Raw genomic sequence first — 21,784 nt, 5'->3', positions numbered from 1 at the left:
GTTGTATCGCCAAAAATCATCTTATAATTCCGCAACAGCATGGATTTTCAAACAAAATTTATCTTTTTCACCAGCGCCTTTGTCCTCTATGTAGCAATTTATGTCTACAGGATTATTCCTCTTTTGCAGGAACATAATGAATTCAACGAAAATAAATTCTGGTTCAATCCCTTCTATTTGTTCGAATCCGCGGCAAGATATTATGAGATCTGCAGAGACAAAAAAATGCCTTTGGCGTGGTTCCATATCTACCAGATAAATTTTATGCTCTGGTGTGTGCTGATTCTTGTCTGAGGGTATTCGCTAGGTTAACGCTTTGCTAATTACTGGAGTTCGCCAGGCTCACCGCCAATCAACCCTTTCAAAATTCGATTACGGTAATCCGGCCGGTCGAAGCCCAACGTTTTTGCTCACCGCCATCTTGATGATTGTGCACCAAAGGGGCTTCTGTTTGATGAACCAAATTTAAGCATCTGTTCTTTTATAAACGGATGAGTCCCGCCGGAGAGGACAAAGTAGAGCGAATGGCGTGATTTGTCTTTCCTCTCTCCCGCTCCAGCCGAAATTTAATTGTCCTTGAGCTGCCTCGTATTATACATGCCCGTTCAGCTGAGGTCCTATTTCTCACTGGCATTCTGAAACTTTATCAGAAAGTATCTCGACAACTCTGGTTCCGCCTGCTCTCCCGTGGTAAAAAACCTGCCGTGCTGAAAGGTCGTTCGTGCTACGGTATGAATATTGCATCCTCTAACTTGAAAACATTGCATGAAATAATCATTCCTTAAATGCACTCCATCATATTAATAATGATTTTTACTGACTCGTGAAATATCCGGGATAGAATGGACTTCAATTCCTGAAGTTTGGAGCTCAAGCGCTGCAGTTCGGCAAGGAGCGAGCAAGATGCATCGGCAAACCAGAGGTTTGGGATGAATCAGGAAGAAAGGGAAAAGAAGGCGGAAGCTTTAGTTATCCATGCAAAGGACGAGGGAGGACTCTTCGGTTCCAGAGGTTCCAGCGGGCAGATATTCAGGAAAACCCTGGTGCAGGCGATCACGGTTCTGGTTATCGTCATTCTGGCAGTACTTGCCCGACAGACAACCGATATTCTTCTGCTCTTTTTCGCCGGAATCCTTTTTGCCGTTCTGCTGGACTTCCTGAGCAGTCAGGTAAAGCGTTTGCCCTTGATTTCGCATTGGGTTGCCGTGACGATCACTCTGGCAGTCTTAACAGGATTGCTCGTTCTCATGGTCATTATGGTGGTCCCCATGCTGGCAGATGAAATGGAGGCGCTGTCTACACAGATCCAGAAATCAATAGAGGAACTTCTGGACTGGCTGCAGAGGTATGAAGCCGGGCAGTACCTGGTGGAGCAGCTTGCTGATTTCGAAGATGATGATTCAGATGGTACTGGAATCTGGAGCAGGATCGCAGGCATTTTTTCCATTACACTGGATGCCGTCACCGGCCTGATAATTATTATCGTTGTCGGGGTCTTTCTCGCCTACAGTCCCGGAATGTACAAATCCGGCTTCCTGCAGCTGATTCCCCTCGACAGCCGCAAAAGAACGGCTGAGGTCCTGATTGCCATAGGCAGCACGCTCCGCTGGTGGCTTCTGGGGCAGATGATCTCCATGACTGTGCTGGCGCTCAGTACCTGGATTATGCTCAGTCTGCTGGATGTTCCCCTGGCCCTTATCCTCGCCCTGATCACAGGATTGATGACCTTTATCCCTTATCTTGGGCCCCTCATCGCCATGGTGCCCATCATTCTCCTCGCCTTTCTTGAGTCCCCGACGTTGGCCCTTTATGTATTTATTCTCTATATGATTATCCAGAATGTGGAGGCCAACGTTATCATGCCGATTATATTTCACAGAACCGCCAGGATACCACCTGCCCTGGGGGTGATCAGCCAGATTCTCTTCGGCAGTCTGTTCGGCATAATAGGATTTATCCTGGCCATTCCGTTGATGGCCGTCATCCTCCAATTCTTGAAAATGGTATATGTCGAGGATGTGCTTGGAGATAAAAGCGGGGAGGGTGACATCTGAAGGAAAACTGAAAAGTTGTCGATTGTTAAAATTGTGAGGTTAAATCTTACGAGGAGACTGATATGAAAAACATACACCTAATTGTTCTGTCCGGATTGCTCGTCCTTGCTGTAACATCCTTTTCGGCAATGGCGCTTGAACAGGTAGAAACACTTACGACCAAAGATGGTGTTGATTTAAAGGTAGAAAACCTGACGGCGGGGCTGAACCATCCCTGGGGGATGGCTTTTCTCCCCGATGGACGCCTGCTGGTCACCGAGCGCAATACGGGTAACCTCTATATTCTGCAAACTGACAATACCCTTTCCGAACCCTTGACGGGTGTTCCGGAAGTCAGGACAGGCGGACAGGGCGGTTTGATGGATGTGGCGCTTGACCCCGATTTTGCGGAGAACAATATGATCTATCTCTCCTACGCCAAGCCCGGGGAAGGAGGCAAAGCTGCCACAGCTCTCGGCCGGGGTGTGCTGGCCGGTGCAGGCATCGACAGCTTCGAAGATATCTTTGTGCAAAAACCGTATGTCGACGGCTCCAATCATTTCGGCAACCGTATTGAATTTTCGCCGGACGGCAGGTATCTCTTTTTGGCTCTGGGTGAGCGCTTCAAGTTTGATCCCGCCCAGGATTTGTCCAATCATCTCGGGACAGTGATTCGTATCCATGCAGATGGCTCCATTCCGGAAGACAATCCCTTTGTTGGCCGGCAAGATGCAGAAGATGAGATCTGGACATATGGTCACCGCAATATCGAGGCGGTGGCCTTTCAGCCTGGGACGGAAATCCTCTGGGTAGGAGAGATGGGTCCCTCAGGCGGAGATGAGCTTAATATCATAGAGAAGGGCGCCAATTATGGTTGGCCGGTGGTCAGCTGGGGTAAGCATTACGACGGCAGGAAAATACCCGAGCCGCCGACACGACCTGAATTTAAAGATGCACTCAGACGCTGGACACCGGTGATCTCCCCTTCAGGAATGGCCTTTTATCAGGGTGATATGTTTCCCGGGTGGAGAAATAATATGCTGATCGGCGGCCTGACAACAAAGGAAGTTGTCCGACTTGTCTTGGACGGTTCCACAGTGGTCGATGAAGAACGGTTTTCTCTGCCGAAGCGCATACGCGATGTTGATGTTGCTCCGGATGGATCGATTTACGTTCTGACCGATCACGATGAGGGGAACGTTTGGCGAATCAGCTCCACCGAGCAACCGTAACTACTCGACTGGTGCCATGCCGGAGACTCGACGGAAAAAATGGAAAACGGAGCAGTCTTCCCCATGTTCAAACAGGTCTGGTTTGCCTGATTCAGAATAAAACATTATTATGTTAACTGATTAACCTTAATCCTCAGCTCAAGGTTGGGACTGCTCTCTTTTCACGGGCCTCTGCCCCGGACGGCTGCAGCGAAGCCCCCCATGGACGGGGTTTGAGGTTAAATAACACATGAGTTTTTCACAATGGATGAGATGAAACGATATCGTGAGTTTTTAAAGGACAGTCTCCGGAAGACTATCGATTTTCGTGCCAGCGACCAGCACAGGGGAGTGGCCGTGCCGCCATTGCAGGAAGATGTTGATGAAGGGATGTCCCGGGTCCGGTTGCCCGAGAGGGAATCATGGAGTTCGGTCATACATGAAATCGATCTGGCGGTTGCCATGGGCAATCGTCGGAGCCGGCGGAATTTTAATGATGAATATCTCAGCCTTGAAGAGCTGGCGTTTCTGCTCTGGGCTACCCAGGGGCAGAGAAATCCGCAGAAACAAACTCCTCACTTCCGTACGGTTCCATCGGCCGGGGCCAGGCACAGTTTCGAAACCTACCTGTTCATTCAGCGGGTGGAAAATTTGGCGGCGGGGCTTTACCGTTATCTTCCGCTCTCTCATGAGTTGGTATTCATGGCTGCAGCCGACAGCCGGAGTTCAACCAATCTTTCCCGGGCTGTTTTTGGGCAGCAGTTTGTGGCCGGCGCTGCTGTTGTCTTCGTCTGGACAACCGTTCCCTATCGCATGGAATGGCGTTACCTGCAGGCGGCCCACCGCGTGATTCTCCTCGATGCAGGCCATGTATGCCAAAACCTCTATCTCGCATGTGAGGCGATCCGGGCCGGAACTTGCGCCATTGCCGCCTATGATCAGGAAGCTATGGACGAATTTATCGGTGTGGATGGGCAAGAGCAGTTCACAATTTACCTTGCGCCGGTTGGGAAATATTCTTCTTGATGTTTTTTTTCTGATTATTTGTGTTAACAGGATGCTCCCGAGCGAGAGTGATTATTGCCTTCTGTGGCCAAGAGAATAATAACTCTGGCCATTTCCTCAAAAACAGAGCATATATAAATATACAACTTACAAACTAACGCTGGACCGGTTAGGATCTTTATTTCCCTCTCCCATTTGAAAGTAAGACGTAGAGAATTTACCGTACCGGTATCATCAGATCCGAAGGCCGGCTGTGATCCAATGAATGCCTGCCGCCTGTTTAAACCTTTCTTGTACATTACAGGTCGCTAAAAGGGGCAGGCGAATCGGAAATAAATTATATGCCCGGTTCTGCCGGGAGGATAATAAGATATGAAGAGAAGAACTACTATTCATCAATGGCGGGATTGGCTTCTGGATCATGTTGGCGATGATGAATATGAGCTGATCCAGAAGGACAATCACAAGGTTATTCAGACAATCACAGCCAAGAGTGCAATGGACGCTGAAAATGAATGTCGCAAGATAATCAAAGGTGTTAAGGAAGGGGCTAAATCTCCTTAATCCAGCTGAGCTGGATAAGTACCTTACAGATTATTTTCTTGCAAAAAAACAAGAAAACAATCTGTAAGGTACTAAACCCGGTCAGGGGAGCAAACATTTTTCCGAGAGTGGATTAAGGAAGCAGTGAAATTTATGCCGGGCTGAAGCCGAGCCGATGATAGCCACCAGGTCGCCATGCTGAAATCTGAAGTCCGGTGGTGGATTGGTTGTCAGTTCTCCCTGTCGTATTATGCCGACCACGGAAACACCGGTGGCCTTGCGAATTTCCGCCTCCGCGATGGAGCAGCCGGAAAGCGGGCTGCCGTCCTCAAGATCTACCCACTGCAGATCGAATTGCTGCTCGGCAGCGCGAAGTTGGCCAAGGGTCTGATAATCATTGTCCGTGGTAATTACATTAGCCAGCAGTTCCTGCCTCAGCTCTTCGGTATACTGCTGGATTTCCGGAACAGGAATGCGTTCAAACAAGAGAACCTGGCGAATCATCTCCAGGCCTGCCTCAAATTCCGGATAGACCAGATTCTTCACCTGCAGTTCTTTGAACACCGCAAAAAAATCCGGATTAGAAATACGGGCCACAGCTTTGATGTCGGGATTGAGCTTCCTTGCATTACTGATGATCGCCCGGGCCGTGATAATGCCCGGAGCGGTGATCACCAGCAGTGATGCTCTCTCGACAGCCAGCGCTTCCTGGACGATTTCCTGGCTGCCGTCGCCAAATATAATTGGAATTCCCGCGGCCTTGGCCAGTTCCACCCGGTGCTGGTCCAACTCAACAACCACAAAGGGCAGAGCCAGACGTCTCAGAACCTTGCTTATCTGGCTGCCGATGGAACCGTAACCGGCAATGACGATATGATTGCGGAGTTCATCCTCCGGCAGGTTCATAGATTCCAGAGGTTCGTGACGGAATAATTTCTTTTTCAGGCCGTAGAGTCGGGAGGTCTGGGCCGAGATAAACGGAGTAAGCACCATGGTCATTACTGCCGTGGTAAGGAACATGTTGTAAAAATCGCTGCTGATGGAGTCCGTGGAAATCCCGATTCTGGCCAGAACGAAGGAGAATTCTCCTACTTGGAAGAGACCAAGTCCCACGGCCAGAGGAATCACATTGCGATAGCCGAAAATCCAGGAGATTGACGAAAAGATCACTCCTTTGCCGATGCTGACGAGGGACACCAGCAACAGGATCATGCCGAAATGATCGAAGAGGAAACGCGGGTCGAGGAGCATGCCCACAGAGGCAAAAAACAACAGACCGAACAGGTCGCGCAGGGGAATTATGTCGCTGAGTGCCTGGTGGCCATAATCGGATTCACTCAGCACCATGCCGGCGATGAAGGCCCCGAAGGCAAAGGAAAGACCCACTTTATAGGTGACAAAGCCGACACCGAGTCCGATGGTGGTGATGGCCAGCAGAAATAGTTCCCGGGAGCCCAGACGGGCAATTCTTTTCAGTAGATAGGGCAGGAGTCTGGTGCCGAGAAAAAACATGGCCAAAAGAAATATCGCCGCCTTTACTGCCGCCAGAACGAGGATGCCTGCACCGGTGGCCGGATCGTTCATCTGCGGCAGGATAATCATCAAGGGGACCACCGCCAGATCCTGGATAATCAGCATGCCGATCATCACCTTGCTCGACAGCGTACCCAGCCAGCCTTGGTTCATCAGGGTCTTCAGGATCACCATGGTCGACGAGATCGATATCAGTGCCCCGAGCCACAGTGATGTTTTGCCGTCGAAACCCAGAAACTTACCGATCATCACCCCGAAGCCGATGGTCAGCAGCATCTGCAGCGGAGTGCCGATCAGGGCAATATGCTTGACCGGTTTTAAGTCTTTAAGGGAAAATTCCAGGCCGAGGGCGAAAAGCAGCAGAGCGACGCCTATCTCGGCGAGCAGTTCAATATTATGGACCTCGGCAATGGTAAAGCCGCCGGTATGGGGGCCGAGGATGATGCCGGCCATAATATAGCCGAGGATCAGCGGCTGATGCAGTCGCTGCATGATCAGCCCGCAGAAAAAAGCGGTAAGAACAAGGACGATTATATCGGCGGCAATTCCCATTAGATTAGCAAAAGAGACGGTAGTAGAATATTAACGGTGAGATTTGTAATACATCCGATTTCGGAAAAAATAGTTTAGTGGGACACAATAAGCGCCAGCAAAGTCGGACCTTGATTCGATGCCGATGTTTGTGTACCGGAAAAGCAGGAAATCGGATCGGAGAAGCGATAGAAATTCACAGTCGATCTTCCCACTGTTGCCGCAGGAAAATTAAGCTCGAGCAAAGACCGCCATTGTTCCATCATATCGGAAAATTTGCTATCCCCTGTGATATCGGAAGAAGCCTCGATCACCATATTATAAAAAGAGGTGATATGGGTATCGCAAATGGAATGAAACCGCTCTGTCGCTTCAATAATATCAACGCCCTCAACAGCTGCTTTTGCGGGGAGCTCAATACTTGCTATCTTCTCGGGCGGGCGGTTATGTGTTTTTTCATGATTCTCGAAAAGGAGATCGGCAACCTCGGGTCTGCTGGTCGACCATATCTTACATTTCGGCAGATCCTCACCGTCTGTAAACCTGAACCAGGCCCGCAGCCGCTTCTCTATCGACTTCAGGCGCGGTGCGCCCATTTTTTCAGTGAGCTTGCTGAGATCGTCATAGAGGTTTTCACCCTCTTCCTCCTCACTCTCACCTTTGAGGCTGCTGAAGACATCCGCCTCGCTGTCTTCAAGAAAAAGAAGGGCCTGGGCCACTTCCTCTTCTTCCCGGTCGAGAATTTCGGCAATTTTGAGAACCAGCCGGGCCTGCCACACCATCTGCTTTCTGCCTGTTTCAACCGGATCGGGAAAATCGCTTTTCCGACCCAGAAGCGAGGAGACTATCTGCTGTTCGGTTTCGTCGTCTTTTGATTTTTCCTCGGACATGGAGGCCAGGGTGATGTGACTGAGCTGAGCGGCATAATCATCCTTTCTATTTTGTATATCATTTATTAAATAGAGAAAGCGGTCTCTGTCACTCCCCAGAGGGTGAAGAGGAAGCGCTTGACAGAACCTGCTATCCATATAAGTATCGATGGGATGCATGTCGGATTGCTCATCTCCTTCCACCACTTGAATAATGTTTACTTTGGAAAAGAGCAGAAAAAGCGGTGCCTGCCTGTCGGAGAGAAGAGCGGTATCAGGAAAATAAAGAGTTTCGGGTGTTGTCATATGTCAAATATCAAAGAAAGTTTTTCTTTTTACCTCAGCGGTGTGTTGTATTTTCTGTTTAATCTGCGACTGGGCTCAACATTTGCGGAAAGCATCAAGGCTACCTTATGGCAGATCCTGCAGACAGCGCCCTTTATTATCGGTGTTACCTGGATCATTGTGATGTTTCTCCAATATATGGCAAACGGAGAAAAAATGCCATGGGATAGAAGGATTAGAATCTTTTTTGCTCTGGGAATCATGGCAGGTCTTTTCTTCGGAATCTATGAATATGCCGGAGTTGCACCTGTTGAGTAAGAAACATCTCCGCCGGAGGAAATGGTGTTGGATCCCCAGTCGCTTGCTGATGATTCCGGAGGAAAAATGAGTACGTCGTTGTCGACAATATTCAATAATGCGCCATTGCTGTCGAAAACAGGATAACCATGTTTTATCTGCACGCCTCCAACAAGACCGAAAATCTCCTGCGCCATCTCGCAGGTCTTCTCGAAGCGGCACCGCTTGAGTCCCTTTTCGACAAGGAATACATCCTCATCCAGAGTCAGGGAATGGAGCGGATGATCTCGCAATATATGGCGGAGTATTTTACCAGTTGGTGTAATTATCGTTTTCTTCTGCCCGTCACCTTTCTTCAGGATATAGCCGAAAAGCTCGACATGGCTATAACTCCAGACTCCTATGAACGGAATTTTCTGCGCTGGCGCATTGAAGAAAAGCTGCGCAGCATCGAGAGCGATGTCTACGCTCCGCTGCAGCATTATCTGCAAGGAGAGCAGGCAGAGTTGAAGCGATTCCAGCTGGCCGGACAGCTCGCCAATATTTTCGACCAGTACCAGCTGTTGCGCCCCCGGATGCTCATATCATGGGAACAGCAGAAGCCCTGTCTCAACCATAAAGCGGAGATGTGGCAGATGGACTTATGGAACCGTCTGGTTGCCGAGAAGTGGGCCGGCCGCCACAGAGGAGAGCTCCTCCACGATGTCACCCGGGCTCTCTATGAAGGGGACTCTTTCGATTCACTGCCCCGGCGGGTATCTGTTTTCGGGGTCCATATTCTTCCGCCTTTTTTCCTCGATTATCTAAAGGGGCTGGCAAAACATTGTGATGTTCATCTTTTTCTGCTGAGTCCATGCCGGAATTACTGGGGAGATATGAACCGCAGGAACAATCAGGTTCTCCCCATGGAGGAGCAGGCAGATCATCCGCTTCTGGCCACCCTGGGAAAGCAGGGCAGGGATTTTCAGAATCTACTGTTGGAAAAGATGGAGATAGAAAGCGAATTTGCCAGCTATGAAGAGCCGGCTCAAGCCGGGAAGGCCACACTGCTGCACCGGCTGCAGAGCGACCTGCTGGCCGGCAACCTGAAAGATTCCGGGATCGGAGCAGCGGTCGACGGTTCAATCCGGATTGTCTCCTGTCATTCCAGGCAGCGTGAGCTCGATGTTCTCAGGGATCACATCCTGCGGATGCTCGATGACGATGAGGAGCTGCAGCTCCGGGACATTGTGGTGATGGCGCCGGACATCCAGGAATATGCACCCTTTATCCCGGCGGTTTTTGAAGATATCCAGCATTCAATCGCGGACAGGAGCCTGCGTCGCCGCAACGGCTATATTGCCGCATTTCTGGAATTTTTCGAGATGCTCAAGGGTCGATTCGGCTGGTCGGAGGTTGTCGATCTTCTGGAGAAGGAGCAGATTCATCCCAATTTCGGCCTGAGCCGTAACGATTTTGAACAACTCCAGCACTGGATTGTCAGCGCCGGGATCCGCTGGGGCATTTCCACGCAGTCAAGAGCTGAGGAAGGGCTTGATTTTTCGGAGAACAGCTGGCAGGAAGGCTTGGCGAGACTGCTGATGGGCTATGCTGTCGACAGTGACTCGGAGGTAGCCGGCATTCTGCCCTATACAGATATAGAGGGGAGCGAGGCCAAGCCGCTGGGCGGCCTCTGCCGCTTCATCCATCTGCTCGAGCGGGCTTCAACGGATCTCAACAGGGCCAGGGAGCTGCGGGAATGGTCGCTGCTGCTGCTGGGTTACTCGGAAAAGCTCTTCGGTGCAGGGGATGACCGGGACATTCTCGAGCTGCAGGAGACTCTGCGGCAGTTAGGGGAATGCGGTCTCTTTCACCAGGGCACGGTTGGTGTTGAGGTGATCACCAAATGGTTTGAGCAGTCTTCCACAGAATCGAGGTCGGCCAGCGGTTTTCTCAAGGGGCATCTCACTTTCTGCTCCATGCTGCCGATGCGCTCTATTCCTTTCACTGCCGTCTGCCTCATCGGCATGAATTATGGTATATTCCCGGGGAGCGACGGCCATTCTACATTTGATCTGATGAAGGCCGAGCCGCATATGGGAGACCGATCCCTGCGCGCCGATGATAGATACCAGTTCCTGGAAGTATTGCTGGCTGCCCGGGAGTCCCTCTATATCAGCTATATCGGCCAGTCCCTGCTCACCAACGATACTCTGCCGCCGTCGGTGGTGATTAGTGAACTGCTGGAAGTCCTTGATACACACTACCCGGTGGATGATCTTGTGGAAAAACATCCGCTGCATGGCTTCAGTCCCAAATATTTTAGCCAAAAGAGCCGATTTTTCAGTTACAGCGAGGAAGATTATCTGGTGGCCTGCAAAAAGGGAGAACAGCGGCAGTTGTCTCCGTGGTGGAGCGGCTGCATTGCCACGGAACAGAAATCCATCGCACTTGACGATCTACTGCGGTTCTATGCTCACCCGCAGCTCTTTTTTATCCAGCAATGTCTGGGATTCCGTCCGGGAGAGGAACGCGCTGTTCCCGAGGAGAGCGAAGCCTTTGAACTCGATGGTCTGCCGTCATATCACGTCAATCAGTTGATTCTGCAAATAATACTCGAGGAAAAGGAGGAGGCTCAACTGAAAAAACGGCTCAGCCTCGATGGGCTTTGGCCGCTGGGGGTACCCGGCGATATCTTGTTTGAGGAAAGAAAGAAAGATCTTGCGCATTTTGCAGCTTGCATCAAAGAAGAAAATTTGGGACGACAGCTTCCCGATCTTGAAATCGATCTGACAATAGGAAATCATCGGATTACAGGCAGTCTGACTAACCGCTTTGAAGATGGTTTTCTCTTTGCGCGCTATGCCAACCTTCGCGGCAAGGATATACTCAGAGCCTGGCTGCATCACCTGCTTGGTGCTGCCTGCGGAAAAGTATCCTCTACTACGAAAATTGTCATGAAGGACAGTCGGATATGCTTCGATGAAGCTGGTCGCGGTGCACCGGGGTTGGAGGAGCTTGTCGAGGTTTTCATCGAAGGCGGATGCAGACCCGCAAAGCTGCTGCTGGAGCCGGGATTGTGCTATTGCCGGCAGAAGATGAGCTCGAAAGCACGGATATCCCCGATCCAGAAGGCGAGGAATTTCCTGAGGAATTGCCTTGATAAAGGCTATGAACCCGCCTGGGCTCTGCTTTATCGCAATCTTACGGATGAACAGATACTTGATGATGAATTTGTCGAACTCAGCGAACAGATACTGATGCCTCTCTGGAGCAAATGCAATGGCTGCTGAACCTGTGATCTTCGATGCGGCAACAGGCCGGCTGGAGCGTGCCGTCAATTTGATCGAGGCCAGCGCCGGAACCGGAAAAACCTACGCCATCGCCATGCTGGTTTTGCGCTTTGTCACCGAGTTTTCTTTAAAAATCGAAGATATTCTTCTGGTTACATTTACCCGGGCGGCAACGGAGGAACTGGCCGAACGCATCCGCAAGCGGCTGGTCGAAGCCCGGGATCTCCTTGGCGGCAGCAGGACAACGGATGACAAGACCCTGCAGCGCTGGGTGGATTCTCTTGAAAATCCCGACGATGCCCTGAAAAAAATCAGGGAAGCTTTGGCCGATATCGATCGCGCCGCAGTATTTACCATCCATGGTTTTTGTCAAAGAATGCTGCTGGAGCAGGCCCTGGAAAGCGGCCAGCTGTTTGACGTCGAGTTGCAGCCCGATAGTGAGATCATAAGACAGCAGGCCGCACGGGACTTCTGGCGGAAAAACCTCTACTCCCTGGCGCCGCGGCAGTGCGGCGTTGTGCTTGCCCATTTTGATACACCGGCTAAACTCTACGCCTCGGTTGCGCCGCTTACCGACAATTCCTGTGTGATTGAACCGCAGACGGAAACCATGGCCGAGGCCTTTGCGCGCTTCGATCAGGCTTTTGAGGCGATGGCCCTCTGGTGGCAGGCCAATGGTGAGGAGCTGGCCGTATCGCTCGGGGAGGTCAATGGCGCCGGGAAAATGAAAAAATGTTTTAACGATGATTTTTTAACCTGGTGGGAATCCCTGTCGGCCTATTTTTTGGGGAGGAATATTTCCTTTCCCCAAAATATCAAATGGCTGCAGCGTCATGAATGTGCCGCACTCATCAATGGCTCCAGGGTGCGGGGGGCCAAAAAAGAAGAACTCCTGGAGTATCTCGGACTCCCGGAGCGGCTGGCTGATATGTTTATCGACAGTGTCCATAGGGTTATTCTGGCGGTGAGGGTAGCTTTTGCCGCCTATATGGTCACTGAAACCGAGAGATGCATGCTTCGACAAAATATCATGTCCTATGACGACCTGATTGTTCGTTTGCATCGGGCGGTGACCGGCGGCAGCGGCCTGCGCCAAATTCTGCGGCAACGCTTCAGCGCGGCATTGATCGATGAGTTCCAGGATACCGATTCCCTGCAGTGGCGTATCTTCAGCGGTGTCTTTGGGGAGGGAGACCACTTTCTTTATCTCATAGGCGATCCCAAACAGGCCATCTACAGGTTTCGTGGGGCTGACATTTACAGCTATTTTATGGCCAAGGAGGCGGCTGCCAAGACACTGACTCTGACCAAGAATTTCAGATCCCATCCGGGTGTCGTAGGGGCAATAAACGCTCTTTTTCTAGGCAGGGACAAGCCTTTTCTCTTTGATGATGGAGCTCTCGACTTTTACCCGGTTGAAGCCGCCAAAACAGCTGAGAACGGACGCCTGGAACGAGGGGGCGCGGAACTTGGGAACATGGTGTATTGCCGGCTGACTGAAAACCCTGAAAAAGATAACGGCCAGTGGAGTTCCACCGGGGCAGCTGCGGCAGTCATGCGCTATGTCGCGGGAGAGATAGTAAATCTCCTTGAATCGGAAGTTGCCATCCTCGGAGACAAGGCAGAAAGGAAACTTCGCCCGGGCGATATCGCTATACTGGTGAGAAAGAACAGCCAGGCCGAGGAATATCAGCAATGCCTGGCCGGATTGGGAGTGCCGGCAGTGATAGCCGGCAGAATTTCCGTCTTTGAAACCGTGGAGTGCAGGAATTTTTATCATCTCCTTAAGGCGATAGCTCAACCTGGAGATTCCGAACTGCTGAAAACGGCCATGACTATTCCCTGGCTGGGGCTGAGCGGCGATGATCTCTATAGAATTCAGCATGATGAAAAACTCTTTGACGGCTATTTCGACCGCTTTCAGACATATGCCGAGACATGGTTGAGCAAGGGTGTGCAGGTAATGATGAAATACTTCATCAGAGAGGAGAAGGTAATCCTCACTATCAGCATGGAGCCACGGCCGCAGCGGACAATCGCCAATATATACCATCTGCTCGAGCTTGCCCGGCAGGCCGAGGCTGACAACGGATATGGCCCTCTGCAACTGCTGCAATGGCTGCACCGTAATATGGCTTCCCCGGAATCCGAGCACGAGCTGCGCCTGGAAAGCGATGAGGAGGCGGTGCGGATAGTCACCATGCATGGTTCCAAGGGGCTCGAATTCCCCGTGGTCTTCTGCCCATGCTTGTGGTATCGCCAGGACAGACTGGAGAGCGAGGAGATGCGCATCTCCTGCCATGAGGGGCAGGGGCGAATACTCGATCTCGGCTCCGAACGATTTGAGGAGCGGCGCCGCAAGGCCAGACATGAAGAAATGGCCGAGGAGATGCGTCTGCTCTATGTCGCCTTGACCCGGGCAAAATACAGATGCTATGCTGCCTGGTGCGATGTCGGAGGGCGAAAAAACGGTCCGGTCGATTCCTTTGACTCCGGTCTGGGCTATCTGCTATTTCCCGCTGGCAGGACAGACTTTGAGGGGCAGAGCCAGAGACTGGAGAAATTTGCCGCCGCGGCAGGTGTAGAGCATGTCCTGATCGAAGAGAAGGATAACGGCATGCCATATCTCACTGCGGATGATTCCCTGGAAAACCTCACCTTGAGAGCGCTGAAAAGAGAATCCTTCTACACCGATTGGCGGATGACATCCTATTCGGCACTGGCCTCCGGTGGAGATCATTCTTCTCCGCCCCCTGTAACTGCAGGGCTTACGGAACAATCATATACACCTCTTGAGTTTGCCGCTCTCCCCTCTGGTGCGAATTTCGGCAACGCCGTTCATGATATTCTGGAAGCCGTGCCTTTTCATAGCTTACTTGATCCCCAACAGCATCGTCAGCTCATTAAGCAGAAATGCCTTCGATATGGCCTGAATCCGGATATGGAACTGCTCGAAAAGATGCTTTGTGCGGTAGTCGATTTTTCATTGGGAACCACGACGGCAGATGCGACTTTTTTCTCTCTGGCGGATCTGGATGAGAGTAAATGTATCAAGGAAATGGGATTCTATTTCCATCTGAGAAACGGTGATACCGCGACTGTCAATGCTATACTGGCCCATGAAAAAACGGTAATACCTTTGACCGGCAGGAGTTTTAAAGGATATCTGACCGGCTTTGTTGATCTGATTTTCGAGCACGAGGGGGTTTTTTACATTGCCGACTATAAGACCAACCATCTCGGCGATAATCCCGGGAATTATAGGGGCGAGTCGCTTATCGAGGCCATGGCCTCCCATAACTATGGCCTGCAGTTCTGGCTTTATTCCCTGGTGCTGCACAACCATCTTCGCAATTTTCTGCCGGACTATGACTATGACCACCATTTTGGCGGCGTTTTCTACCTTTTCGTGCGGGGCATGGAACGTCCTTCTCACGGGGTCTATCACCATAAACCCGATAGAGACATACTCGAGCAATTAGACCGCTGTTTCGGAGACCGCTGATGTTTAAGGATCAGGATAACCTGCTGGGCATTTATCTTGCCCGGCTGCTGGCTAAAAAATCGGGACTGGCACTACCGGAAAAAGAGCGCTTTGCCGATATTGTCCAATCCCTGGTCGAGTTCATCGGTGAAGGTCACAGTTGCCTGCCTCTCACCGAGCCGGAGGTATTGCTGCTGCGCACCTCGAATCTGGTCTCCTCAGGGGGAGAGACTCCTCTGGTGCTCTATAATAACAGTCTTTATCTGCACAGATATTATCACTATGAAAAACGGCTGGCCCTGCAGATGAAAAACCTGGCCCGGCGTGAAGTGGCGATGATGGAATGTGGAGGGTTCCTCGATGAGGCCTTTGGTCCCGAAGAAAGGGAGGATCTGCAGAGAACGGCAGCACAGCTTGCTGCCGGCAAAGCCCTGGCCATTCTCTCGGGCGGCCCCGGAACCGGGAAAACCAGTACGGTGGTGCGTATTCTCGGCATTCTCTTTCAGCTCCTGGGCCTGCAAACCAGGGTCGCCCTGACGGCGCCGACGGGTAAGGCGGCCATGAGGCTGCAGCAGTCGGTTGTGGGAGCGGTGGACTTGCTGCCCTTTAGCAAAGAGATCCGGCAGGCGATTCCGGGCAGGGCAATGACACTGCACAGGCTCCTGGGCGTCAGAAAATATTCGCCGAAGTTTCGGCACAACCGGGATAATCCACTGCCCTGGGATGTGGTGATTGTGGATGAAGCTTCCATGGTCGATCTGGCCCTGATGAGCAAACTGGTGGATGCTTTGCATGATGAGACGCGGCTGATTCTGCTTGGAGATAAAGACCAGCTGGCCTCGGTGGAATCAGGCGCCGTGCTTGCCGATTTGATAGAAAGCCTGCCGCAGAATACCGTGGTGTTGAAGAAGAGCTATCGCTTCAATGAGGCAATCAGAGTGCTGGCGGAGACGGTCAACTTAAACCAGGCGGAAAAAGCCTGGTCGCTGCTGCAGGGAGCATTTGACAATATCCGCCTCCTTGAAACAGGGCGGCATGAAAAATTGCACCAGGGGTATGAGCAGTACCTGGAATATGCAGGTAAAGTGAACCGGGAGCAATATCCTGCCGTTTTTCAGGAATTCAATAAATTTCGGATACTCTGTGCCACCCGCTCCGGAAGAATGGGTGTTGAGGCCGTAAACGCACTCATCGAGAATCATGGTGTAACCAGGTATGGCTATACCGAAAAGTGGTATCCGGGCAAACCGGTTTTAATACGGCGGAACGATTACACCCTCGATCTCTACAATGGTGATATCGGCATCTGTTTAAGGGACCCCGAGGATGGAAGTATGAAAATCTGGTTTGAGGAGGGAGATGGCGCAGTGAAATCCTATCTACCCTCCCGGCTGCCCGAATTCCAAACAGCTTATGCCATGACCATTCACAAAAGTCAGGGATCGGAGTTCGATGATGTGGTCATTGTTCTGCCGGATGAAGAGAACCTGATTCTCTCCCGAGAACTGCTCTATACAGCGATCACCAGGGCCAGGAAAAAAATATGGCTGCATTCACGAAAAGAAATGTTCATGACAGCCGTATCCCGCAAGACCCGGCGCTCCAGCGGCCTTGCCGCGATGCTGAGAGTAGGGCAGGAGTAAAGAATTCTGGGATCTTGCTCCTAAGATTACTACAAAAAACAAGAAATCGAAAAATTGATTTTACTCCGTGTATTGGCCTCTATAGCCAAGGGACTTGTCCTGTTCTGCTGGGGTAGTGCCTTACAGATTTCTTTTTTTTGTTTCTGATGATTGCAACTGAAAATAGATAAGGAAAAGGCAAAAAGAACAAATGGATAATGGTGCAAAAGAAGTGGTGATTCTGCTGACCGATATGGTGCAGTATTCCAGCTTGACCCAGGATATGGAGCCGGGTCAAATCCGGGATTTCATCATTGTGTATTATGAAGAGTTACAAAACGTTCTCGGGGTGGATGAATTTCAGCCGCTGAGTATCGATCCTTCTGCCGGCGATGGGGCCATTATCATCTTTGAAAAAAGAAGAGGAGGTTCCACCGAGGAATTATGCACTCGTGCGCTGCAGGCTGCCATTCGCTGCAACAAGGCAATAGATGATGGATGCATTCCGGCAACACGTATGGGTCTTTTCCTCGGCGATATCATCGAAGCACGATTAGGGGAGAGGGTACATAAATTCGGTTCCAGTTTTGCTGTGGCCAGCAGGCTGGAAGAGCTGTGCGGTTATTACGATACCAGGATCTTGATGGACCGGGAGGTAGCCCGTAAGCAGCAGAATGAAAAAGAGTTTATTGTCGCGATCGGCAAGGTGACTCCCAAAAACTTTTCCACTCCCTTCAACCTGTTTTCCATATTGAAACCCGGCGTAGGCAGATGCCCTGCAGATGTTGACAAGGACAAGCTGCTGCAATTTATCGCTATGAAAAATGAGGCGATGGATCTGTTCTGCGGCAATCTTATTACCAGGCTGGAGCCGGATTTTCCTAAAGTGCGGGAGCAACTGACCAGAGCACAGCATCATTATTACTCTTTTATGGGGTATAGGGATCTGGCTACCGATCGTATACTTGAATATATCCGGGAATTTCCCTTTCCTGAAGATGACTTCAAGTATACCGGCATCAAAATCGGGGAAAAACGTGGGAACGAGCTAGGATTTCGCCTTTTTCATCTCTCCAAACAGTTGCTGCGCGCCATCGACACGGACCTATACACGGCTCTGGTAGCCAATACCGACTGGGAGCATGCTTTCCAGTTGGAATGGCGCAGAAAGGATGAGGCCATAGTGACAATAGGCGATAGTGCCGACGGTATTTATTATATCGACAGCGGTGTCGCCCATGCGCAGGATGCAGACGGCGAAATCCTCGCGGTTTTCACAGAAGGCAGTATCTTTGGTGAGATGGCTTACTACAATAAGGAAAAGAAACGGAGTGCCACTGTCATTGCCCGGACGGATGTAGTTCTCAGGAAAGTCTCTAATGAGGATTTTGAAAAAATGCCTGTGATAAAGAGCCTGTTTTATCGCCTCGCCAAGAAGAGGCGTGATGAAGATCTTCCTTATTAGAAGAAACGAGAAAGGGGGAAAATATTTTGGATCTATAGAAGGCACTTATCCAGCTCCGCTGGATGAGATCTTATTGTTAATATAGGTAAATGAAATAAACTGGCCAATCTTGAAATTGCGGGTTAAGTTGAATTTTTTGATCCAACAGCTTATTGGAGCAGAGATTCCAAATGCTGAGGAAGAAGCAGACAATTCTGCTCCTTCCTGCTGATGTTATTGTCTGAAGCGATGATCCCTGTCCCAGTTCCTGTCTCGGTCTCTGTCTCTGTTTCGGTCCCTCTTCCTGTCGTACCGGTCCCGGTCACGGTATCGATCATACCTGCCGTAGTCCCTGTAATCGCGTCTGTCAAAATAGTATCTACGATAATTTCTATCATCCCTGCATACTCGTTTCTTAATGATATAGCGTTTGCCGTATTTGTAGGCGTGCTGTTCGATTATACGGCAATCGCGGTCATAAAAGCGATGATTATAAGGACGATAATTTTTCCGATGTCTGTTATATTTAGGGTGAAATCCAGGGGGATTGATGTAAAAAGGAGGAATCGGACCTGAAATTCCGCGTCGTTCGACTTGTGCAACGGTAAGACTCCCTGCTGCTCCGATCAGCGAAGCTGTCAGGGTCGTTTGCGTACGACTCCCTGAGACTGCTTCATAAGCTCCTCTTGCTCCGGAATCGGCATATGAGGTTCCAGATATTACCACTAGTATCGTTAGCAATGAAAAAACCGCTCGTTTCATGACCCCCTCCTGAATTTTGCATTCGTGAATGTTTCATATAAAAAATATAACCTCTAAAGAAAGCTGCTGCTCTTTATATTTTATATAGTCGAAACCCGATAAATATGAAGGAGACATCGGGCTAAATCGGTTGGTTTTATTTGCATGTCGAGCCGATGTCTGGGCGTAATCCTATTGAATTTAATCTTAATCTTCAAAGAAGACGGAAGTGATTTCAGTACGATACCAAGAGAAAGGGACACCGCAGTCTTAGGAATGGAAATATGATGCATAAATACCGGAAACTTTTTCACCTGTTAATTTTTGTGTTGCTGATATCGGTAAATTGTACCGAAGCTAAAGAGAAGAAAAATGTGCTTCACATCAACTCTTACCACCATGGCTATGAATGGTCCGATGAAATCTTCCATGGCATCCGTTCAGGTCTGGCCGGGAGTGAAAAATACAAGGTTGATCTGCAGGTTGAATATATGGATACCAAAAAATACCTCTACGACCCTGTCAATATCAGCCTGTTCAAGTTGTATCAGGAAAAATTCAAGAATGAGGATTTTGATGTAATTATCGTCTCCGACAATCATGCCTACAATTTTGTGATAGAGCACAGGGAAGCCTTATTCAAAGGCATTCCACTGGTCTTCTGCGGCATGAATAATTATGAGCAGACCGATGTTTCTTCAGGTAATCTTACCGGTATTGTTGAGAATTTTGATTTAGTCCGTACTCTTAAAATTGCCAGAAAGCTGCATCCGGATAAAACGAAAATGGTGGTGGTCGGGGATCAGTCAATGACCGGAAGATCCATAGAACAGCAGGTTTATACCATGCTGAGAAAATATGACTCCCGGTTGGAGGTGGAGTTCTGGTTTAAGCTGTCGCTTGAAGAAACCAAGCAAAAAGTAGAAAGATTGGCGGATGACACCTTTCTTTTCTTTACTCCGTGGTACCAGACGGTCAGAGGTAAGTTTTACACGGCAGAGGAAGTGATGGAGGATGTTTATGCCCACTCTTCCGTTCCAATTTATACAACCTGGGAATTTCTGCTTGGTCATGGTGCTGTGGGCGGTAGCCTTTTATCCGGGTTGAGTCATGGAAAAATGGCGGCAGAGATGGCCCTGCGCATACTCGATGGCGAGCGCACCGATGATATTCCAGTCGTGGTAGAGCCTTCCGGAATATATAAGTTCGACTATAACGTCATGCAAAAGCTTAATATAAATCAGAAATCCCTGCCTCAGGGATCTATAATCATCAATAGCCCAAAAGCCTTTTACGAACTTCCCAAAGAGCTGTTCTGGACCATCATGGTTAGCTTTCTGATGCTGGTCATCGTCTTGTTGTTCCTGACATTCATCATGGCAGAGCGGCGCAAGGTTCAACGCAAGGTCCAGGAGCAGCTCTCTTTCCAGGAAACGCTTATGGATACCATTCCTCAGCTGGTGTCCTGGAAAGATACCACGGGAAGATATCTGGGTGCCAATCAGAGTTTTACTGAATTTTTTGGAATCGGGACGCCGGTAGGCATGATCAGCAAATCCACCGAGGATGTGATTAGTGATAATGAATATGTTGAATGGTCGGTTAAGACGGATAATGCCGTGGTCCAACAGCAGCGGGAGTTTCGCAAGCTGAGAAAAAAAATTACCGATCATGGTGGCAATATCGGATGGCTGGAGGTCAATAAAGTACCATTGCGCAATCAAAGCGGCCGGATAATAGGGGTATTGACCAGTGCTGAAAATGTAACCAGGGAGCAGAATCTGGAAAAGCAGCTGATGCAGTCCCAGAAAATGGAGGCAATTGGTACACTGGCAGGGGGAATCGCTCATGATTTCAATAATATTCTGACTTCGATCCTGAACTCTACAGAGCTGGCATTGGGTGACGTTGAAGATGACTCGCAGACAGCTCGGGATCTGAAGCGTGTTCTGAAAGCGGCCAGAAGAGGAAGCCGCGTCGTCAAACAGATCTTATCTTTCAGCAGACCTTCAAAAGAAGGGTTCAGGCAGACGGATCTCGGCCTGGTTTGTCACGAAGTTTTAAGCCTTATGGATGCCTCTCTGCCGTCAAATATCAGGGTGCAGTCCAAAATACTCTCAAGCGGGGTAATGGTTGAAGCCGATCCCACCCAGATGCATCAGGCCATCCTTAATCTCTGCACCAATGCTTTCCATGCCCTGCAGGAGAGTGGCGGCAATCTTTATGTGTACGTCGAGAAGGCACTGGTTGGCTCAGAACTTGCAGAAAGCATGAATATCTCTGCGGGGGAGTATCTCAAGCTCACCGTGGCCGATGATGGACCGGGAATAGATGCGACGATCATAGGAAATATCTTCGATCCATTTTTTTCAACCAAAGATATCACCGAAGGAACCGGACTGGGATTGTCCGTTGTCCATGGTATCGTCATGGGCCACCGTGGCGGTATACGGGTGGAGAGTGAAACAGGTAGAGGCACACGATTTGAAATTTATCTTCCCCTGAGCGGCATGATTAAATTTGAAGTAGATGAGGTCAAGAATACCAGTCAGGCCGAAGGCTTATCTATTCTCTTTGTAGAGGATGACGAGGACCAGCTGAATTCGGTACCGAGAGTTCTGCAAAGCCTCGGCCATAAGGTAGTGGGGGTTCGTGATCCGCGTAAGGCCGTGGATTTAGCCATGGGAAGAGAAAAAAAATTCGACCTGGTTATCTCCGATTACGATATGCCCGCGATGAGAGGCACCGCGCTTGCAGAAAAACTCCCCCATCTCCCGTGCATTATCGTCTCCGGCAGAAATGACGCTATTGCCGCTTCGGTGCATGTTAAGAACATTAAAAAAGTAATGATAAAACCATATGATAAAGCAGAACTGCAAGGGATCTTGAATAGTATTTTCGATCAGGAGTAAAT

The 21,784-nt window shown here is 50.0% G+C and carries 14 protein-coding genes; 11 read left to right on the top strand and 3 right to left on the bottom strand.

Annotation, left to right across the window (positions count from 1 at the left end):
* Window positions 1-39 precede the first annotated feature (39 nt).
* From JWG88_RS03680 to JWG88_RS03660, 5 genes are all read left to right on the top strand, one after another.
* Entirely contained in the window at window positions 40-294 is a 255-nt protein-coding gene (locus JWG88_RS03680; protein ID WP_205232336.1) for a hypothetical protein, read from the top strand.
* Between the two features lie 635 nt (window positions 295-929).
* A complete protein-coding gene (locus JWG88_RS03675; protein ID WP_205232335.1) occupies window positions 930-2,054 on the top strand; it encodes an AI-2E family transporter in 1,125 nt (374 codons plus the stop codon).
* A gap of 62 nt (window positions 2,055-2,116) precedes the next feature.
* Window positions 2,117-3,265: a PQQ-dependent sugar dehydrogenase gene (locus tag JWG88_RS03670; protein WP_205232334.1), complete on the top strand. Its 1,149-nt coding sequence runs from the start codon at window positions 2,117-2,119 to the stop codon at window positions 3,263-3,265.
* Between the two features lie 243 nt (window positions 3,266-3,508).
* On the top strand, window positions 3,509-4,270 hold the full coding sequence (locus JWG88_RS03665; RefSeq protein WP_205232333.1) for a SagB/ThcOx family dehydrogenase: 762 nt from the start codon (window positions 3,509-3,511) through the stop codon (window positions 4,268-4,270).
* A gap of 351 nt (window positions 4,271-4,621) precedes the next feature.
* On the top strand, window positions 4,622-4,813 hold the full coding sequence (locus tag JWG88_RS03660; RefSeq protein WP_205232332.1) for a hypothetical protein: 192 nt from the start codon (window positions 4,622-4,624) through the stop codon (window positions 4,811-4,813).
* Between the two features lie 81 nt (window positions 4,814-4,894).
* Here the strand turns inward: JWG88_RS03660 and JWG88_RS03655 are convergent, their stop codons facing one another.
* Both JWG88_RS03655 and JWG88_RS03650 read right to left on the bottom strand, forming a co-directional pair.
* Window positions 4,895-6,877: a monovalent cation:proton antiporter family protein gene (locus JWG88_RS03655; RefSeq protein ID WP_205232331.1), complete on the bottom strand. Its 1,983-nt coding sequence runs from the start codon at window positions 6,875-6,877 to the stop codon at window positions 4,895-4,897.
* Between the two features lie 74 nt (window positions 6,878-6,951).
* Window positions 6,952-8,031, bottom strand: a complete 1,080-nt coding sequence (locus JWG88_RS03650; protein WP_205232330.1) for a hypothetical protein — start codon at window positions 8,029-8,031, stop codon at window positions 6,952-6,954.
* Between JWG88_RS03650 and JWG88_RS03645 the strand changes: the two genes are divergently transcribed.
* The 5 genes from JWG88_RS03645 to JWG88_RS03625 all read left to right on the top strand — a co-directional run bounded on the left by JWG88_RS03645 (window position 8,032) and on the right by JWG88_RS03625 (window position 18,150).
* Complete coding sequence (locus tag JWG88_RS03645; RefSeq protein ID WP_205232329.1) at window positions 8,032-8,328, top strand: hypothetical protein; 297 nt, start codon at window positions 8,032-8,034, stop codon at window positions 8,326-8,328.
* Window positions 8,329-8,456: 128 nt separating this feature from the next.
* Window positions 8,457-11,579: an exodeoxyribonuclease V subunit gamma gene (gene recC / locus JWG88_RS03640; protein ID WP_205232328.1), complete on the top strand. Its 3,123-nt coding sequence runs from the start codon at window positions 8,457-8,459 to the stop codon at window positions 11,577-11,579.
* A complete protein-coding gene (gene recB, locus JWG88_RS03635) occupies window positions 11,569-15,084 on the top strand; it encodes an exodeoxyribonuclease V subunit beta (RefSeq protein WP_205232327.1) in 3,516 nt (1,171 codons plus the stop codon). The genes recC and recB overlap by 11 nt, the downstream gene beginning before the upstream one ends.
* Window positions 15,084-16,706 (top strand): exodeoxyribonuclease V subunit alpha, encoded by a 1,623-nt coding sequence (gene recD / locus JWG88_RS03630; protein WP_205232326.1) that lies wholly within the window; start codon window positions 15,084-15,086, stop codon window positions 16,704-16,706. The genes recB and recD overlap by 1 nt, the downstream gene beginning before the upstream one ends.
* Window positions 16,707-16,896: 190 nt before the next feature.
* Window positions 16,897-18,150: a cyclic nucleotide-binding domain-containing protein gene (locus JWG88_RS03625; protein ID WP_205232325.1), complete on the top strand. Its 1,254-nt coding sequence runs from the start codon at window positions 16,897-16,899 to the stop codon at window positions 18,148-18,150.
* A gap of 213 nt (window positions 18,151-18,363) precedes the next feature.
* Here the strand turns inward: JWG88_RS03625 and JWG88_RS03620 are convergent, their stop codons facing one another.
* Window positions 18,364-18,891 (bottom strand): hypothetical protein, encoded by a 528-nt coding sequence (locus JWG88_RS03620; protein ID WP_205232324.1) that lies wholly within the window; start codon window positions 18,889-18,891, stop codon window positions 18,364-18,366.
* Window positions 18,892-19,154: 263 nt separating this feature from the next.
* Between JWG88_RS03620 and JWG88_RS03615 the strand changes: the two genes are divergently transcribed.
* On the top strand, window positions 19,155-21,782 hold the full coding sequence (locus JWG88_RS03615; RefSeq protein ID WP_205232323.1) for a hybrid sensor histidine kinase/response regulator: 2,628 nt from the start codon (window positions 19,155-19,157) through the stop codon (window positions 21,780-21,782).
* The last annotated feature ends 2 nt before the right edge of the window (window positions 21,783-21,784 follow it).

This window comes from Desulfopila inferna, from assembly GCF_016919005.1.
Taxonomy (GTDB): Bacteria; Desulfobacterota; Desulfobulbia; order Desulfobulbales; family Desulfocapsaceae; genus Desulfopila_A; species Desulfopila_A inferna.
Note: the sequence above shows the minus strand (reverse complement) of the source record. Positions and strands in the feature narration are given on the sequence as shown.

Bases quoted from the DNA above. Each gene is read 5' to 3' on its own strand.
- recC (WP_205232328.1), top strand. From the start codon at position 8,457: ATGTTTTATCTGCACGCCTCCAACAAGACCGAAAATCTCCTGCGCCAT.
- JWG88_RS03670 (WP_205232334.1), top strand. From the start codon at position 2,117: ATGAAAAACATACACCTAATTGTTCTGTCCGGATTGCTCGTCCTTGCT.
- recD (WP_205232326.1), top strand. From the start codon at position 15,084: ATGTTTAAGGATCAGGATAACCTGCTGGGCATTTATCTTGCCCGGCTG.
- JWG88_RS03650 (WP_205232330.1), bottom strand. From the start codon at position 8,031: ATGACAACACCCGAAACTCTTTATTTTCCTGATACCGCTCTTCTCTCC.
- JWG88_RS03620 (WP_205232324.1), bottom strand. From the start codon at position 18,891: ATGAAACGAGCGGTTTTTTCATTGCTAACGATACTAGTGGTAATATCT.
- JWG88_RS03625 (WP_205232325.1), top strand. From the start codon at position 16,897: ATGGATAATGGTGCAAAAGAAGTGGTGATTCTGCTGACCGATATGGTG.
- recB (WP_205232327.1), top strand. From the start codon at position 11,569: ATGGCTGCTGAACCTGTGATCTTCGATGCGGCAACAGGCCGGCTGGAG.
- JWG88_RS03660 (WP_205232332.1), top strand. From the start codon at position 4,622: ATGAAGAGAAGAACTACTATTCATCAATGGCGGGATTGGCTTCTGGAT.
- JWG88_RS03615 (WP_205232323.1), top strand. From the start codon at position 19,155: ATGATGCATAAATACCGGAAACTTTTTCACCTGTTAATTTTTGTGTTG.
- JWG88_RS03655 (WP_205232331.1), bottom strand. From the start codon at position 6,877: ATGGGAATTGCCGCCGATATAATCGTCCTTGTTCTTACCGCTTTTTTC.
- JWG88_RS03645 (WP_205232329.1), top strand. From the start codon at position 8,032: ATGTCAAATATCAAAGAAAGTTTTTCTTTTTACCTCAGCGGTGTGTTG.
- JWG88_RS03675 (WP_205232335.1), top strand. From the start codon at position 930: ATGAATCAGGAAGAAAGGGAAAAGAAGGCGGAAGCTTTAGTTATCCAT.
- JWG88_RS03665 (WP_205232333.1), top strand. From the start codon at position 3,509: ATGGATGAGATGAAACGATATCGTGAGTTTTTAAAGGACAGTCTCCGG.
- JWG88_RS03680 (WP_205232336.1), top strand. From the start codon at position 40: ATGGATTTTCAAACAAAATTTATCTTTTTCACCAGCGCCTTTGTCCTC.